The sequence below is a fragment of the Sphingomonas sp. BL-S-28 genome (genome assembly GCF_055521515.1).
In genome coordinates, this window is the sequence record NZ_CM145483.1 from 1802157 (window position 1) to 1817574 (window position 15418).

The 15418-nt window shown below is 65.6% G+C and carries 13 protein-coding genes; 8 read left to right on the forward strand and 5 right to left on the reverse strand.

The window, feature by feature from the left end:
• Positions 1 to 122 precede the first annotated feature (122 nt).
• Entirely contained in the window at positions 123 to 1838 is a 1716-nt protein-coding gene (locus tag ACZ1JC_RS07675) for an FAD-dependent oxidoreductase (protein ID WP_465140136.1), read from the forward strand.
• Positions 1839 to 2009: 171 nt separating this feature from the next.
• Here ACZ1JC_RS07675 and ACZ1JC_RS07680 read toward each other — a convergent pair whose 3' ends face one another.
• Both ACZ1JC_RS07680 and ACZ1JC_RS07685 read right to left on the reverse strand, forming a co-directional pair.
• Positions 2010 to 3176 carry a sulfotransferase family protein gene (locus tag ACZ1JC_RS07680; protein WP_465140135.1) on the reverse strand — a complete coding sequence of 389 codons (1167 nt, stop codon included), beginning with the start codon at positions 3174 to 3176 and terminating at the stop codon, positions 2010 to 2012.
• Between the two features lie 57 nt (positions 3177 to 3233).
• A complete protein-coding gene (locus tag ACZ1JC_RS07685) occupies positions 3234 to 3623 on the reverse strand; it encodes a nuclear transport factor 2 family protein (protein WP_465140134.1) in 390 nt (129 codons plus the stop codon).
• A 105-nt stretch (positions 3624 to 3728) separates the two neighbouring features.
• On the opposite strand from ACZ1JC_RS07685, the gene ACZ1JC_RS07690 reads away from it, so the two are divergent.
• Positions 3729 to 4256, forward strand: coding sequence for a nuclear transport factor 2 family protein (locus tag ACZ1JC_RS07690; RefSeq protein ID WP_465140133.1), 528 nt, complete (start codon positions 3729 to 3731; stop codon positions 4254 to 4256).
• Here the strand turns inward: ACZ1JC_RS07690 and ACZ1JC_RS07695 are convergent.
• Positions 4222 to 5088 carry a LysR family transcriptional regulator gene (locus ACZ1JC_RS07695; RefSeq protein ID WP_465140132.1) on the reverse strand — a complete coding sequence of 289 codons (867 nt, stop codon included), beginning with the start codon at positions 5086 to 5088 and terminating at the stop codon, positions 4222 to 4224. The two genes, ACZ1JC_RS07690 and ACZ1JC_RS07695, sit on opposite strands and share 35 nt — an antisense overlap.
• A gap of 122 nt (positions 5089 to 5210) precedes the next feature.
• Here ACZ1JC_RS07695 and ACZ1JC_RS07700 point away from each other — a divergent pair, with 122 nt between their 5' ends.
• From ACZ1JC_RS07700 to ACZ1JC_RS07725, 6 genes are all read left to right on the forward strand, one after another.
• Complete coding sequence (locus tag ACZ1JC_RS07700; protein ID WP_465140131.1) at positions 5211 to 6290, forward strand: Rieske 2Fe-2S domain-containing protein; 1080 nt, start codon at positions 5211 to 5213, stop codon at positions 6288 to 6290.
• Between the two features lie 60 nt (positions 6291 to 6350).
• Positions 6351 to 7118 carry an SDR family NAD(P)-dependent oxidoreductase gene (locus ACZ1JC_RS07705; protein ID WP_465140130.1) on the forward strand — a complete coding sequence of 256 codons (768 nt, stop codon included), beginning with the start codon at positions 6351 to 6353 and terminating at the stop codon, positions 7116 to 7118.
• A gap of 436 nt (positions 7119 to 7554) precedes the next feature.
• The gene (locus ACZ1JC_RS07710) at positions 7555 to 10143 is read left to right on the forward strand and encodes a TonB-dependent receptor (RefSeq protein ID WP_465140129.1); all 2589 of its coding nucleotides are present in this window, start codon (positions 7555 to 7557) and stop codon (positions 10141 to 10143) included.
• An 85-nt stretch (positions 10144 to 10228) separates the two neighbouring features.
• The gene (locus ACZ1JC_RS07715; RefSeq protein WP_465140128.1) at positions 10229 to 10846 is read left to right on the forward strand and encodes an EthD domain-containing protein; all 618 of its coding nucleotides are present in this window, start codon (positions 10229 to 10231) and stop codon (positions 10844 to 10846) included.
• Positions 10843 to 11628, forward strand: a complete 786-nt coding sequence (locus ACZ1JC_RS07720) for an SDR family NAD(P)-dependent oxidoreductase (RefSeq protein ID WP_465140127.1) — start codon at positions 10843 to 10845, stop codon at positions 11626 to 11628. Before ACZ1JC_RS07715 ends, ACZ1JC_RS07720 begins: the two co-directional genes overlap by 4 nt.
• A 37-nt stretch (positions 11629 to 11665) precedes the next feature.
• The gene (locus tag ACZ1JC_RS07725; protein ID WP_465140126.1) at positions 11666 to 12448 is read left to right on the forward strand and encodes an SDR family NAD(P)-dependent oxidoreductase; all 783 of its coding nucleotides are present in this window, start codon (positions 11666 to 11668) and stop codon (positions 12446 to 12448) included.
• 39 nt (positions 12449 to 12487) lie between these two features.
• On the opposite strand, the gene ACZ1JC_RS07730 is transcribed toward ACZ1JC_RS07725, so the two are convergent.
• Together ACZ1JC_RS07730 and ACZ1JC_RS07735 are read right to left on the reverse strand one after the other, a co-directional pair.
• Entirely contained in the window at positions 12488 to 13549 is a 1062-nt protein-coding gene (locus tag ACZ1JC_RS07730; protein WP_465140125.1) for an alcohol dehydrogenase catalytic domain-containing protein, read from the reverse strand.
• Positions 13546 to 15201 (reverse strand): GMC family oxidoreductase, encoded by a 1656-nt coding sequence (locus ACZ1JC_RS07735; protein ID WP_465140124.1) that lies wholly within the window; start codon positions 15199 to 15201, stop codon positions 13546 to 13548. The genes ACZ1JC_RS07730 and ACZ1JC_RS07735 overlap by 4 nt, the downstream gene beginning before the upstream one ends.
• Positions 15202 to 15418: the final 217 nt, after the last annotated feature.

Below are 15418 nucleotides of genomic sequence, written 5' to 3' on the forward strand. Positions count from 1 at the left end.
CCGAATGACTCGTAGAAAATGACGCATCATTTTACGCATGGAGTTGACAGGAGTGCAATATCAATCGCAACATGCGTCACAAGATCCTATAAAGAGGCCGGGCTACCGGCCGGGTGAGAGGCATGACCGGGAATTCGAGCGCGCAATGGGACAAGGTCGTCGATGTCGTCGTCGTCGGATCCGGGGCCGGCGGGATGCTGTCCGCTCTGGTCGCGGCGCATAACCGGGCCGATGTGCTGATCGTCGAAAAGGATCCGCTGTGGGGCGGTACTTCCGCCACGTCGGGCGGCGGCATCTGGATTCCGGGCAGCGATCAGGCGCGTGAAGCCGGGTTCGTGGATGATCTGGACGATGCCTTCCGCTATGTTCGCGGGCTCTCGGCCGACAATGTGCCCGATGAGAACATCCGCGCCTATGTGGACAATGCCGCGCCGATGCTGCGCTGGGTCACCGCGAACACGCGCGTGCGCTATCAGGCGCAGCCCTATCCCGACTATCATGCGGAAAATCCGGGCGGATCGCCCACCGGATTTCGCACGCACCTGCCGTTGGAGTTCGACGGCAAGCTGCTCGGCGCGGCGATCCGCACGCAGCGCTTTCCGTCCCCGGCGGCCAGCCTGTTCGGCTATCTCCAGTGGACTTTCGCCGAGACGTACGAGCTGCTCTACCGCACCAAGGGCTGGTTCACGCACCTTGTCGCCAACATGGGCAAGTACTGGCTGGACCTGCCGTTCCGCTTCACCTCGCGCAAGGATCGCCGCCTGACTCTGGGCACGGCGCTGACGGGAGCGCTGCGGCTGGCGCTGGACGAGGCGGGCGTGCCGGTCTGGCTGGCGAGCCCGATGCGGGAGATCGTTCGCGAGGATGAGCACGGGGACGGCCGCGTCATCGGCATCGTGGTGGAGCGCGATGGCAAGCCCCTGCGGATCGGCGTGCGCAAGGGCGTGGTGCTGGCGGCGGGCGGGTTCGACAAGAACCAGCAGATGCGCGATGCCAATGCCCCGCTCTATCCGCAGGCGAAGCTGTCCGGCGGCGTCACCAGCAATACCGGCGATTCCATTCGCGCGGGCGCGGCGATCGGGGCGGGCACGATGAACCTGCAATCGGCCTGGGCGGCGCCGGTCTTCTACGTTCCGGGTGAGGATCGCGGCCGGCTCTGCACGATCGAGCGGGCGCTTCCCGGCTGCATCATGGTGAACCAGAAGGGCGAGCGCTATCTGAACGAGGCGGCGTCCTACCACGTCACCGGGCAGGAGATGGCGCGCCGCCAGCGGGACCATGGCGATGCCAGCCCCAGCTGGATGATCTTCGACAACCGCTATCGCCATCAGTTCCCGATGGGCCCGCTGCTGCCGCTGGTGCCCGACTGGCTGCAATCGCGCGGCGTGCGCCAGATCCTGCGCAAGGGGCAGAGCGTGGAGGAACTGGCGGCAAAGATCGGCGTCGATCCGGCCGCTCTGGCCAGCACCGTGGCGGAGTTCAACGTCCACGCAGCGGAAGGCCGCGATCCCGTGTTCCATCGCGGGGAGGCGGCCTATGACAAGATGTACGGCGATTACCGCCATGGCCCGAACCCCTGCCTGCGTCCGCTGACCGAGGGGCCGTTCTATGCCCTGCCGATCTATCCGGGCGACATCGGCACCAACGGCGGCCTGCGCACCAACGCGCGCGCGCAAGTTGTTGACGATAACGGCGCCGCCATCCCCGGCCTTTACGCGGTGGGCAACAATGCCGCATCGGCCATGGGGGAGAGCTATCCAGGTGCCGGCGTCACCATCGGCCCGGCCATGACCTTCGGCTACATCGCCGCGCGGGACCTGACCGGCGCGAACAGCTGATCGCGCCGATGCATTAGAGTTTGTTTGAAAAATCCGCCTGAGGCGGATTTTGCGGCACCGGCCCACTCCCCCACCCGACCACCCATCAGGATACACTCGTGGGTGGTCGGGTGGGGGAGTGGGCCGGTGCCGCCCCAAAAATGCCCTTCCGGGCATTTTTCAAAAGGCCTCTTACGACAGGTAGCGGGCGCGGTATCCCGCAAAGGCGTCGCGTACCGCTGCCATGTCGACCCCGAAGCGCTCCGGCGCGTATTCGTGCGTCGGGCGTTGTTCGCGGCTGTTCCCGGCCATGAATTCGGCCAGCGCCGCCTCGTTCGGGGTAACGCCCATGCGCGCCAGCACACGCTCCGCCTGCCCGACGGGATCGCGCGCCACCGCGCGGTAATCGATATCGACAAAGCGATGCTCGCCGATGCGGGCGCGGGCCCTTTCGAACAGGACCATCCATTCGGCCAGCCGGGCGGACCAGAACTGGCCGACTTCCCGATCTTCCACTGTCGCCGCCAGCTTGTAGAGCGCGGCTTCCATGCTGACGTAGGAGGGCACGACTTCGGCCGGATCGCGGTGCGTCATGATCAGCAGAGCCTCCGGAAAGGCGCGCGCGGCCAGTTCGGCGTAAGGCAGGTTGGAGGGGCTTTTGAGGATCCACTTCGCCCCGCGCCGGGCCGGATCCTGCCATTGCAGGTACTTGAGGATGGTCTTCAGATCCTCATGCCCGCGCGACTGGTCGTACCCGTCCAGCCAGCGCGCGAAGGAGGGGACGAAGCTCATGCCCTCGATCATCGTCGAAACGAACATCTGGCCCAGGATCAGGATTTCCTCGTCCGGCGCCTCGGGATCGAGGGGGTGGATCGATACGAGTTCGGGCGATAGCTGCAGCCAGCCGTCGATCATGGCCTGGGCATAGGCGCGCCGTTCGCGCGGATCGCCGGGCGCCTCATCCGGGAAAGGCGCGAAGTTCTGCGCTTCGTACCAGCGGATCGCGGTCATGCCCGGCGCGGCGGCCAGCAGGCGGTGGAAGATCGTGCTGCCGGTGCGCGGCAGACCCAGAATCACGCCGGCGACTTCGACATGCTCGTCCAGGATTTCGGGGGCGCGGCGGATGTCTTCGATCATCCGCAGCCGGCTGGTCAGCCCCTTCACTACGACTTCCCGCTGGGCGGCATAGCCGGCGGGCGTCAGCCGGGCTTCGCGGTGGACCGCCTCTACATAGCGTTCCATCGGTTCCAGGAACCAGGTGTCTCCAAAATCATTCAGCCCGGCGCGCTGCCGGGCAGCATCCAGCAGAGCGTCGCAGGTGAACGACGCCGCTTCGTCCGTGGGGGCGATCGTGGCCATAGGGGCAATTCCTCTCCTTCATGCCGTGCCGTCTTCGGCCTTGGCGTTATTTCTGCGTCACTCGCGACCAGGGGGAGGGCCAATATCGTCCGGCCCCCAATAGCCGCGCAGGTGGGTGATCCGGTTCTGCGCATCGAAGCTGCAGACATCGATCGAGCGAATGCGCAGGCGCGGGCTGCCCGGCGGGGTGAATTCCACATCGAAGGCCAGCGCCGCCTCCCGGCCGTGCGATCCGCGCACGGGGCCGAGCGGCTGGATGCGCGTTTCGAACGCCACCGTATCGACAAGCCACGCCCGGATCGCCGCGCCTCTCTTCGCCTCGGTGCCCACCGGATCCTCGATCACCGCGTCCGGCGCGAAGAGCGCGAGAATGCCCTCCACGTCGCCCGCGTTGATGCGATCGACATAGGCATCGAGCGCCGCCTTCATGGCCGACTGATTCGGCAATCTCTCTGTCGAATTTGATTCGATCATGGATTTGCGTAATACATGAGGTGATAATATCTGAAAATCGAAAACAATGTGCCGGAATGGCGAAAGGATCAGGAGACGATGCCCGATTGGCAGGAGCAATGCGATCGCATGGCGATCACCGATCTGGTCGCCCGCTATTGCCGGGGGTGTGACCGGCGCGACTTCGCGCTGGTCCGCTCGCTCTATCATGACGATGCGGTGGACGATCACGGCACGATGTTTCGCGGCGGCCCCGATGCCTTCGTCGCATGGTTGCCGCAGGCGATGGCACCATGGGAACTGACCATCCACGCGATCGCCAACAGCGTGGTGGTAATCGACGGCGACCGGGCGGAGGGCGAACATCTCGTGCGGGCGTGGCACCGCACGCATCCGCCGGAGCGGACAGAATATATCGTCCACGGCCGCTATCTCGACCGCTACGAGCGGCGGGACGGAGCTTGGAAATTCCTCCACCGCCAACTCGCCTTCGATCACGGGGAGGTGCGCGCGGTGGACGAAGATGCGATGGCGAAACTGGGCGCGGAGGCCAGCCACGGCCGCGCCGACGGGGAGGACCCTTCGTGGGCGTTCAGCCTGCTGGCGGGCCTGTCACGCGCGCCCTGAGCGCCTCGGTCAGAAAGGCGATCAAGGCGCTCAATCCCGCGCTGGGCGGCGCCTTGGCGCGATGGAGCAGCCATAGCGGGCAGTCATGGCGCGGATCGGGCGGGGCCAGGCGTTCCAGATCGGGCTCGCCATCGGCCGCGAAGCACCAGAGCGTTGCGCTGCCAAGCCCGGCCAGCACGGCCTGCTTCATTTGCGGCCAGGCGTTGAAGGTGGTCAACCCGGCCTTTTCCGCCGCCTCGCCGGCCGGATTGCTGGCGGTCCACTGGCTGCCGGGCAGGGCGGCGTCGAGTTCGAACCCCCAACCCAGTTGCGCAGGCTGTCCTGCCCCGTCCCGCCGGGCGTAAGGGGCCTGCGCCAGCGTCGCCAGTTCCACGCCCCAGAGCCGCAGCGGCGGCTTGCGCACAAGCGCGATGGCCATATCGGCGCGGCGGTAGGTCACCGCGTCGATCGGATCGAGTTCGCCCAGCAGTTCGATGGACACTTCCGGATGGCGGCGGCGGAATTCGGCGAATTCGGGCAGGAATTCGCTGACGATGCCCCCGCTGCCTGCCACGCGCACCGGGCCTTGGGCCAGATTGGGCAGCGCCAGATCGCTGCGCATTTGGGCGACTTCGCGCTCCATCACTTCGGCGGCGGCCAGCAGTCGCTTGCCCGCCCGGTTGGGCGCGGGGCCTAGCGGCCCCTCCTCGAACAGCGCGACGCCCAGCGCCGCTTCCAGCGCGTCCACCCGCCGGCCGACCGTCGTGCGGTTGATGCCCAGCTGGCGCCCTGCGGCGGTGTACGAACCGGCGCGCACGGCAGCCAGAAAGACCTGAAGATCGCTCCATTCCATAGCGCGTGCATATTTGCACAACCTATGTGCAGGTCAATTCTCTTCGCAAATCGTCAATCGAACGGCTAAATGGACAAGGAATGCGCCGCCGTGAGCAGGCGCAACATAAGGAGTCGATGCAAATGGCCACTACCAGCGACTATGGCCTTGGGCCTCACGCATTTCCGCGTGGCTGGTTCATGATCGGTGCGGCGGAGGAGGCGACCCGCACGCCTGCCGCGATCCGCTATTTCGGCAAGGATCTGGTGCTTTATCGCGGCGAATCGGGCACGGCCTATGTCGTCGATGCCTATTGCCCGCATATGGGCGCGCATCTGGCGAAGAACAGCACGTCCTACATCGTGCGCGACGCCGAACACGTCGAAGGCGAATCGATCCGCTGCCCGTTCCACGGCTGGCGCTACGGCCCGGACGGCGCGTGCAATCACATCCCCTATTCGGACTTCGTGCCCAAGGCGGCGAAGCTGGGCACTTACAAGGTGATCGAACGCGCCGGCATCCTGTGGATGTGGCATGACGAGGAAGGGCTGGAGCCGGATTACGACCTGCCCCAATTCGGCGGCCATTACGGTGAACCGGGCTGGGTGGAATGGAAGATCGACTTCATGGGCGATCTGAATGTCCACGGTGTCGAGATCGTCGACAACATGGCGGATTACGGCCACTTCGTGCCGATCCACGGGGCCAAGGATTTCCAGTACTTCGCCAACGAGTTCCAGAACCACGTCGTCCACCAGTACTACAGCGCCGGGCACCGCACCTTGACCGCCTCTGCCGAGGATCAGCTGGTGCTGGATACCTGGTATGAAGGGCCGGGCTTCCTCCAGTCCGAAATGGCGGGCGCGTTCGACAGCTTCATCATGATCGCCAACACACCGATCGAGGACGGCCGTTCGCGCGCATGGCACGGGCTGATGGTGAAAGTGCACGACGGTTCGCGCGAGATCACCGATGAGGATCGCGCCAATGCCGCGATGTATCAGGAAGGCAGCCGCCTTGCCTTCGCGCAGGATGTGGAGATCTGGGCGAACAAGCGCGCCTGCCTCAATCCGATGGCCGTGCCGGCGGACGGGCCCTACGGCAAAGTGCGCAGCTGGTATCGCCAGTTCTTCAATCCGCGCGCAAAGGCCCCGGAAATCCAGGGCCGCGTGAACGGTCTGGTAGTCACGCTGGACAAGCGACCCGGTAGCGTCGCGGCCTGATCGGGGCGGCCTGTTTCGGCAGGCCGTTCATGCATTGAAAACATCGAAGGGAGAGAACCCGTGGCGACATTTCCAGCGGGGTGTACGCTGCTGTTCGGCGGCAGCGGCGGAATTGGGCAGGGCGTGGCACGTTGCTTCGCCGATGCCGGTAGCGACGTGGCAGTGGTCTATCGCAGCAAGCCCGATACAGCGAAAGCGGTCGCCGCTTATGCCGAGGCGCAGGGCCGCAAGGCGAGCGTTCATGCGGCCGATGTGACCGACGCGGCGCAAGTGCAGGATGCCATCGCCGCCGCCATCGCCGAACATGGCCGCATCCACACGGTTGTCTGGGGTGCCGGGCCGCTGGTAAACCAGCGCTATCTGGCCGAAACGCCGATGACGGAATGGCGCCATGCCTTCGATGTCGAAGTGCACGGTTTCTTCGCGGCGGCGCAGGCAGCGATCCCGCATATGCGCGAGCAAGGCGGTGGCAGCTTCGTCACGCTGGGGTCGGCCGGGCACGACTGGTGGCCGGCGCGCGATGGCATGTCGGTGGCGGTCAAGGCCGCCAACGAGCAACTGGTCAAGGGCATCGCCAAGGAAGAAGGGCGCTTCGGCATCCGCGCCAATTCGGTCCTGGTGGGTGTGATCGATGCCGGGCAGCTTCATGAATTGACCCAGCAGGGCCAATTCGATCAGGCCTGGGTGGAAGAGACGCACAAGCTGCTCTGCCTGAAGCGTTGGGGCACGGCGGAAGAGATCGGCCATGCCTGCGTCTATTTCGCGAGCAACGAGGGTGGATATACCACCGGTCAGTCGATCTCGGTCTCGGGGGGATTCGGAGTCTGACCTCTTCCTGAGCAGCAGGTTTCGATTGTCAGGGCCGGAGGTGTGCGGAATGGCACGCCTCCGGCTCTTTGCGTATGCGCGCCCTACAGGTGCGAGAGAGCGCGGAATTTCGCCGCTTTCGCAGCGATATTCGTTTGCTCATTTGCGGATTGAATTGCGTAAATCATGCGCAATCATCACATGAAATATGATCTTGATGGCATTTTGCGTAAGTGTTAGGTCTAAAGAAAGAGCAAGATCATAAAGCGAAGGGAAAGGTGCCGCACGGGCTTCCTGCCGATTTCCGGCAGTGGATCCACTCGGCCATAGCACGAAGTATCACACTCGCCGCGACATGACGTTTCGGCAGGCGACCGCTTTCGTGCCCTTTCCCCGGACCTGCGGCCCCCGCCGCACAAGAACACAAGAACGATGTCGAGTGGAGAGGGAGACAATCGTGACCAAGAAGAAGGAACTGGCATCCGCCATGCGGATGCGGGCGAAGCATTGCTGGCTGTCGGGCGCGGCGCTGGCGGCGCTGCTGCCGATAACGGCACAGGCACAGGACAGCGGGCAAACCGCGCCTGGGCCGGCCGTTGTACCGCAGGCCCACGCCGCCACGGCGGGCATTACCGAGATCATCGTCACCGCCAACCGCCGCGCGGAACGCGGGCAGGACGTGCCCATTGCGATCACCGCCATCTCGCCCGACCGGCTGGAAAAGCAGAGCATCGGCAAGGAGCAGGACCTTCAGGCCAGCGTGCCATCGCTGGTGGTGGGGCCCAATGGCCAGGGTTCGCGCGATTCCATGTCGTTCACCTTGCGCGGGCAGGGCGCGACGTTCCAGGCTTCGCCCGGCGTGGTCGTTTACATGAACGAAGTGCCGCTCCCGGGGGCGCTGACGCTCAGCCAGCAGGGCGGGCCGGGCAATTTCCTGGATCTTGAAAGCATGCAGGTGCTGGCGGGGCCGCAGGGCACGCTGTTCGGGCGCAATACCACCGGCGGCGCGGTGCTGCTGGTGCCCAAGAAGCCTGGCGAACTGCTGGGCGGCTGGATCAAGGGCGAATTCGGCAATTACGACCGCACGTATCTGGAAGGCGCGGTGAACCTGCCGATCGTCGACGAAAAGGTGCTGTTGCGCGTGGCCGGCGCCTATCACGACCGCGACGGCTTCACCCGCGACGTCACCTTCAACAAGGATCGCGATGACGAGCACTGGTACTCCGGCCGCATGGGCCTGACGCTGCGCCCGGTGGACGGCGTCGAGAACTACACGATGGCCTACTACTCGAAGTCCAGCAACAACGGCGCCGGGTTGGTCAATCGCGGCTTCAATATCGATGCGTTGAAGAGCCGGGGCTTCTGCGCCGATGCCCCGAATGTGCCCGGCCCCATCGGCGTGCCCTGCGACGTCTACCGTGCGGTGACCGCCAATGCGGAGGCGCTGGGCCCGCGCAAGACCGCGTTCTCCACCGATGTGTTCCAGCGCACCGTGACCTGGGGCGTGACCAACACCACCGCGATCGACCTGTCGGATACGGTTACGCTGCGCAATATCTTCAGCTACCAGAAGCTGAAGCTGGGCTACCGCTATGACGGCGACGCCTCGATACTGCAGCAGCACGATGCCGATCCCGGGGTAGTGCCCGCGCCGGGCGTGGTGACGATGCCGGTGTTGGGCTATCCGGTGACTTACACCAATGCCACGCTGGACACCGAAGAGCCGCGCGACAACTTGCGCCAGATCACCGAGGAACTGCAGCTTCAGGGCAAGACGCTGGGCGGCCGGCTGGACTGGACCGTGGGCGGTTTCTACTACGACCAGAAGCCCGACGGTCCGCAGGGATCGCGCGCCATCGTCTATTGCCCGGCGCTCTACACCGGCTTCTGCGAGGCGGGATACAACACCTATGGCACCAGCACGAAGTCCAAGGCGCTCTATGCGCAGGCGACGCTGGACCTTGGTGCGCTGACCCCGGCGCTGGACAATCTGCGGTTCACCGGCGGCTTCCGTTATACCTGGGACCATATCGACGGCTTCGCGTCCCAGTATCAGCGTTCCACCACCGATCCGACCAAGGCGGTTTGCGGATCGGACAGTTCGCTGGTCGATTTCGCGACGGCGGCGGCAACCTGCCGTCTGGAAGCCTCGCTGCGAACCAAGGCGCCGTCGTGGACGGCAGGGCTGGACTACAAGATCACGCCCAGCATCCTGATCTTCGGCAAAGTCAGCCACAGCTACAAGGCGGGCGGCTTCAACCAGTACGCGGTGTTCGAGAATACGCGCACGTTCAAGCCGGAGAAGGTCACCAGCTACGAAGCGGGCGTGAAGTCCGACTTCTTCCTGGGCGAAGTGCCGTTCCGCCTGAACACCTCGGTCTACCATGTCGACTACAAGGACATCCAGCGCGCGACGGGAGACTACAACCCGGCCACCAACGCCGGCGGCGCGCGCACCAACAATGCCGATGCGCGGATCAACGGCGTGGAAGTGGAAGCATCGATGCGTCCCTTCCCCGGCCTGGAGATCGGCGGCAACTTCAGCTATACCGACGCGAAGTACACCAAGTATCAGTTCGAGACGAACACGCCGATCATGGCCTGCAACGGCTATGTGCTGCCAAAGGCCTATGGCGGAACCGGTATAGCTGACAGTTCGTGCCTCGATTTCCAGTATACCGCGCCGTACATCTGGAGCGTTCACGTGTCCGCCGATCACGACCTTGGCGGCGATCTGGGCACGCTGACGCTTTTCGTGAACTATTCGCACACGTCGAGCCAGTATACCGAGGCGGTGCAACTGCCGCAGAACCAGCCGGGCGCCTATCTGGAGGCGTTCGGTCTGCTCAGCGCCTCGCTCGATTGGAAGGGCGTGGCAGGTACCAATTTCGACCTTGGCCTGTTCGGCACCAACCTGACCGACAACCTCTACCGTATCAGCAATTCCGACGTCTATCAGGACACCGGGCTGCTCTATCGCGCCACGCTCTATGGCGAGCCGCGCATGTACGGGGTGCGGCTGAAGTACCACTTCGGCGGCGAATGATCGCAAGGGTCTTTCACGGCCCACGCGGGTCGACGCGGTCCGTCCCCCCGGCCGCGTCGGCTTCGCATCTTGGCGGAGGCAAGGCATGAAAAGCATCTGCGCGCTGGTGCACCGGCCGGATCGGGACCGGGCCTTTTTCCAGCGCTATTACGAGGAACATCACGCGCCCTTCGCAGCGCGGCTGTTTCCGTTCCGCGGCTATGCGCGCAATCACGTGGAGGCATCGGAAAGCTTCGGCTGGGACACGATTTCGGAGTTCTGGGTGGACGATCCGCTGGCGCCGCTGCGCGTCATCGAAGGGCCGCATGCCGCCACGCTGCGCGCGGACGAGGAGAGGTTTCTCGACCACGCGCGGCTCGCCCCGGCGCGGGTGGAGGAGCATGTGCTCTCTCCCGGCGATCCAGCCGATGCGGTCGGACGGCGCCTTGCGGTCCTTCTGGAAGGGGCAGGAATGGACCGCGCGCTGGACTGGGCGCGCGAGATCGCGCGACATCGGGCAGGCGTGGCTCTGGATATCGTGATGGAGCGGGGATTTGCAGAGCGCGGCGGTGCGTTCCCCGCCGATGCCGTGCTGTGGCTGGCCGGGCACGACGATCCCGGTCCTGCGCCGGACGGGCTTGCGGCAAGGCTACTGCGGACGCACCGCTGCGAGACGGACATGACCGCCGCAAAAGACAATTTCGAAAACGAAGGACATGCATGATGGGAAGGCTTGAAGGCAAAGTGGCGATCGTCACCGGCGGCGCACGCGGCATGGGGGCGGCAACCTGCCGCCGCTTCGTGGCCGAAAGGGCCAAGGTGGCCATTGCCGATGTGCTGGATGAAGCCGGCGCGGCTCTGGCGGCCGAACTGGGCGATGTTGCCGGGTTCTGGCATCTGGACGTGACGAGCGAGGCCGATTGGGCCAGCGTGGTTCGCGACGTGGAGGCGCGTTTCGGGCCGGTCGACGTGCTGGTCAACAATGCCGGCATCCTGCATTTCGCGGGCCTGCTCGATACCACGCTGGCCGATTACCGGCGCGTGCTGGACGTCAATCTGGTGGGCGAATTTCTCGGCATCAAGGCGGTGGCCCCGGGCATGGTGGCGCGCGGCAAGGGCGCCATCGTCAATGTCTCCTCGGTAGACGGGATGAAGGGCGCGAACGGCCTTTCCGCCTATGCCTCCAGCAAGTGGGGCGTGCGCGGGCTGACCCGCGTGGCCGCCATGGAACTGGGTCACAAGGGCGTGCGCGTGAACTCCGTCCACCCCGGCGGCGTCGATACGGTGATGACCAATCACGACGGTTCGCCGCGCGACAAGGTGGACGAACGCTTCGGCAATATCCCGCTCCAGCGTGTCGGCGCGCCGGAGGAAGTGGCGGCGGCGACCGTGTTCCTGGCCAGTGACGAGGCATCCTATCTGGCCGGCGCGGAAATCGTGGTGGATGGCGGCATGATCGTTGGCGCCTATTATCAGGGTATGCCCGGCGCCCCGGGGTTGGGTTGATGGGGCGAATGGTCTGATCGGGCGAAAGGGAAGAGAGATGGAAAAGCAGAACTTCGAACCCGCGCTTGGCGCACCGTCCAGCCCGGTGGTGGTGACGGGCGGCGCCTCCGGCATTGGCCTTGCCAGCGCCCGCGCATTGGCGGCGGTCGGCCGTCCCGTGGCGCTCTGGGATATCAATGAAGCCGGCGCGACGGCGGCGGCGGCGGAAATCGCCGATGCCTGGGGTGTTGCGGCCATCGGGCTGGCAGTGGACTTGCGCGATCCGCAGGCAATTGCGGAAGCTGCCGCGAAAACGCGCGAAGCCTTGGGTCTGGTGGGCGGGATCGTCCATTCGGCCGGCACCGCCGAAGTGACCGGCATCGACGGCGTGACGCCCGAATTGTGGGACAAGGGCATCGCCCTCCACGTGCGCGCCATCGTCAGCCTGGTGCAGGCGTTCCGCGCCGACATGCGCAGCCTTCCCGGCAGCAGCGTGGTGGCGCTCTCCTCCATCAACGCGACTTTGGGCAGCGGGCTGATCCCGATCTACAGCGCGGCGAAAGGCGCGGTAGTCTCGCTGGTGCGTTCGATGGCGGACGAGCTTTCGGCCGATGGCATCCGCATCAATTCGGTCAGCCCCGGCCAGATCGATACGCCGATCATTGCCGCCGCCAAGGCCGCGCTTCCCGGCGTGTTCGAACGGCGCATCTTCCTAGGCCGCTTCGGCGCGCCGGAGGAAGTGGGGCGGGTGATCCGCTTCCTGCTCTCGGACGAGGCCAGCTACATCACCTCGTCCGAAATCGTGGTGGACGGCGGGAATATCCATTCGCCGCGCCAGTGATTCTATAGGTGCCCCCGGCATCGCGCCGGGGGCCCAGCCTTATTCGAAGCTCACGACCACGCGCAGGGCATCGCCCGATTTCATCAGCGCAAAGCCCTCGTTCACGCGCGCCATCGGCAGGCGGTGCGTCACCAGATCGTCCAGATTGAGCGCGCCATCCGCATAGTGATCGAGCAGCGCCGGCAGCTGGCTGCGCCCGCGCACATTGCCCATGAACGATCCTTTGACCGTGCGGCCCAGTTGCAGGTCGAACGGCACGCCCAGCACGACGCAGCAGCCCCAGCCGATGCGGGTGCTTTCGAAAGCCTGCCGCATCAGCGCCGCCTTGCCCACGCATTCGAAGGCGAAGTCCGCGCCGCCGCCGGTGATCTCGCGAATGGCGGCGACCGGATCGGCAGTGGTGGGATCGATGAAATGGGTGAGGCCGAAGCGCTCACCCTGTGCTTCGCGGGCCGGGTTCACGTCTATGCCGATGATCGTGCGGGCCCCCGCCAGCCGCGCGCCCTGCACGACGTTGAGCCCGATGCCGCCAAGGCCGAACACGGCAACGCTCGCGCCCTCATGCACATGTGCGGTGTGCAGCGCGGCGCCCACGCCCGTCGCCACGCAGCAGCCGGCGGTGCAGGCCAGATGCAGCGGCACGTCGGCGCGGATCGGGGCGACATTGCGTTCGTGCATGACCACGAACTGGGCCAGCGATCCGACGCCCGAATAGGCTGAAACGGGCTGGCCGTTCAGCGAAAAGCGCGTCGGCTGGGTGGCGATTTCGCCAAGAAATAGTTCGCAGAGGTTGGTCTTGCCGGAAAGGCAGTTGGCACAGGCGCCGCATTCGCCGATGGCCAGCGCGATCACGTGGTCTCCCACCGCCACCGATGTGACGTTCGCGCCCACCGCGCGCACGATCCCCGCGCCTTCGTGCCCGACGATGACGGGGAAGGGATAGGGCGCGGCCTTGCCGTCCAGCTGGCTGAGATCGGTATGGCACAGTCCGCTGGCCATGATCTCGATCAGGACTTCGCCCTCTCCCGGCGGGGCAAGGTCCAGTTCCTCCCGCACCAGCGGCGCGCCTGCCGCGTGGCAGACCATTGCTTGAACTTTCATGCATGTTCTCCGGAAAGCTGGGCTGCAGGCGGGGGCGTGCGGCCAAGGATCATGTCGGCCGCCTTCTCCGCGATCATGGCCACGGGGATTGCCGTGTTTCCGCCCACCAGATGCGGCATGACGGAGGCATCGACCACGCGCAGTCCGTCAACGCCGCGCAGGCGCAATTGCGGGTCCAGCACGGCCCCCGCGTCCGCGCCCATGCGTGCAGTGCCGACCGAGTGGTAATCGGCCTCCGCATGGGCGCGGACATGGGCGTCCAGCGCTTCGTCGCTCTCTATGGAGGCGCCGGGCGCCAGTTCCTCGCCCCGGCACGCGTCGAAGGCGGATTGGGCAAAAATGCGGCGGGCGGCGCGGATCCCTTCGCGCATGACGCGGCGGTCGTGCTCGGTGCCGTTGTAGATCTGGTCGATCACCGGCGGCGCAGCGGGGTCGGCGCTGGCCAAGGTGACGGTGCCGCGCGCTTGCGGGCGGGCGACATTGATGTGCGCGTAGAAGCCGTGGCTCGGCTCCATCCTGCGGCCGTTGTTGGCGAACAGGGCCATGACCAGCAGCATCTTGATGTCGGGCTCCGCGAGCGCCGGGTCGGATCGCACGAAGGCGGCGACCGACATGCCGGGATCCGCCAGCGGCCCGCTCCGCGTGGCGAGATATTGTCCCATCGCCGTGATGCCGCGCAGCGGGCTCAGATAGCGCAGCATCGACCAGGGCTTGGTCGATCGATACTTCACATGCGCGGCAAGGTGGTCCTGCAGATTGCGGCCCATTTCCGGGACATGCGCCACCACGTCGATCCCGTGGCCGCGCAAGTGCTGGGCATCGCCAAGCCCGGACAGCATCAGCAGTTGCGGCGTGTTGATCGCCCCGCCGCTGACGATCACCTCGCGCCGGGCGAGGGCGGTGTGGTGCTCTCCCTGCCGGAGATAGACCACGCCGCAAGCCCGCTTGCCCTCGAACAGCACGCGCAAGGCCTGCGCGCCGGTGAGCACGGTCAGGTTGGGGCGATGGCGTACCGGGCGGAGATAGGCCGAAGACGCGCTGGAACGCCGCCCGCGCCCGATGGTGAGGTCCACCGGCCCCACCCCGTCACGCACCGCGCCGTTGAGGTCCGCACAGAACGGATAGCCGGCCTGCTGCGCCGCCGCGACGAAGGCCCGTGCGAAGGGGGGATCCTGCCCGGCGCGGGTGACGGCGATAGGCCCATCGTTGCCGTGCCATTGGTCCCGCGATGGGGCATAGCTTTCCAGCCGGCGGAAGTAGGGCAGCACTTCGGCAAAGGACCAGCCCGTGCATCCCTGCGCCGCCCAGCGGTCATAGTCCGAATGGAAGCCCCGGTCATAGGTCATGCCATTGATCGACGATCCGCCGCCCAGAACCTTCCCGCGCGGCAGGTAAAGCGACCGGTCGTCGAGGTGCCGCTGCGGTGCGGACATGTAGCGCCAGGCATGGCTGCCGCGCATCATGATCGGCAGCAACCCGCCCGGCGCCGCGATCAGCGGGCTGCGGTCATTTCCGCCCGCTTCCAGCAGCAGCACGCGGCACTTGGGATCGGCCGAGAGGCGGTTCGCCAGGATGCAGCCGGCAACGCCCGCCCCGGCAATCACAAAGTCGAATTGCGGTGCATCGCCGGTTCGGGCGATTCCATCGGCCATGCTCTCTCCCAACGTCTTTTATCGAACGCACGCGGCAGATTTGCTTCACGTGTTGAACCGTCATTTGCGTAAATATGTCATCAAAAATACGCGCGAACAAGAAACATATTGCCATATGATTTGACGAATCATATTCAATGAGGGTGAATCGGATGCGCGAAAGCGTGACGTGAGTCAGATGCGCGAAAGCGCACAAAGGGTTTCGGGAGAGAAAGAT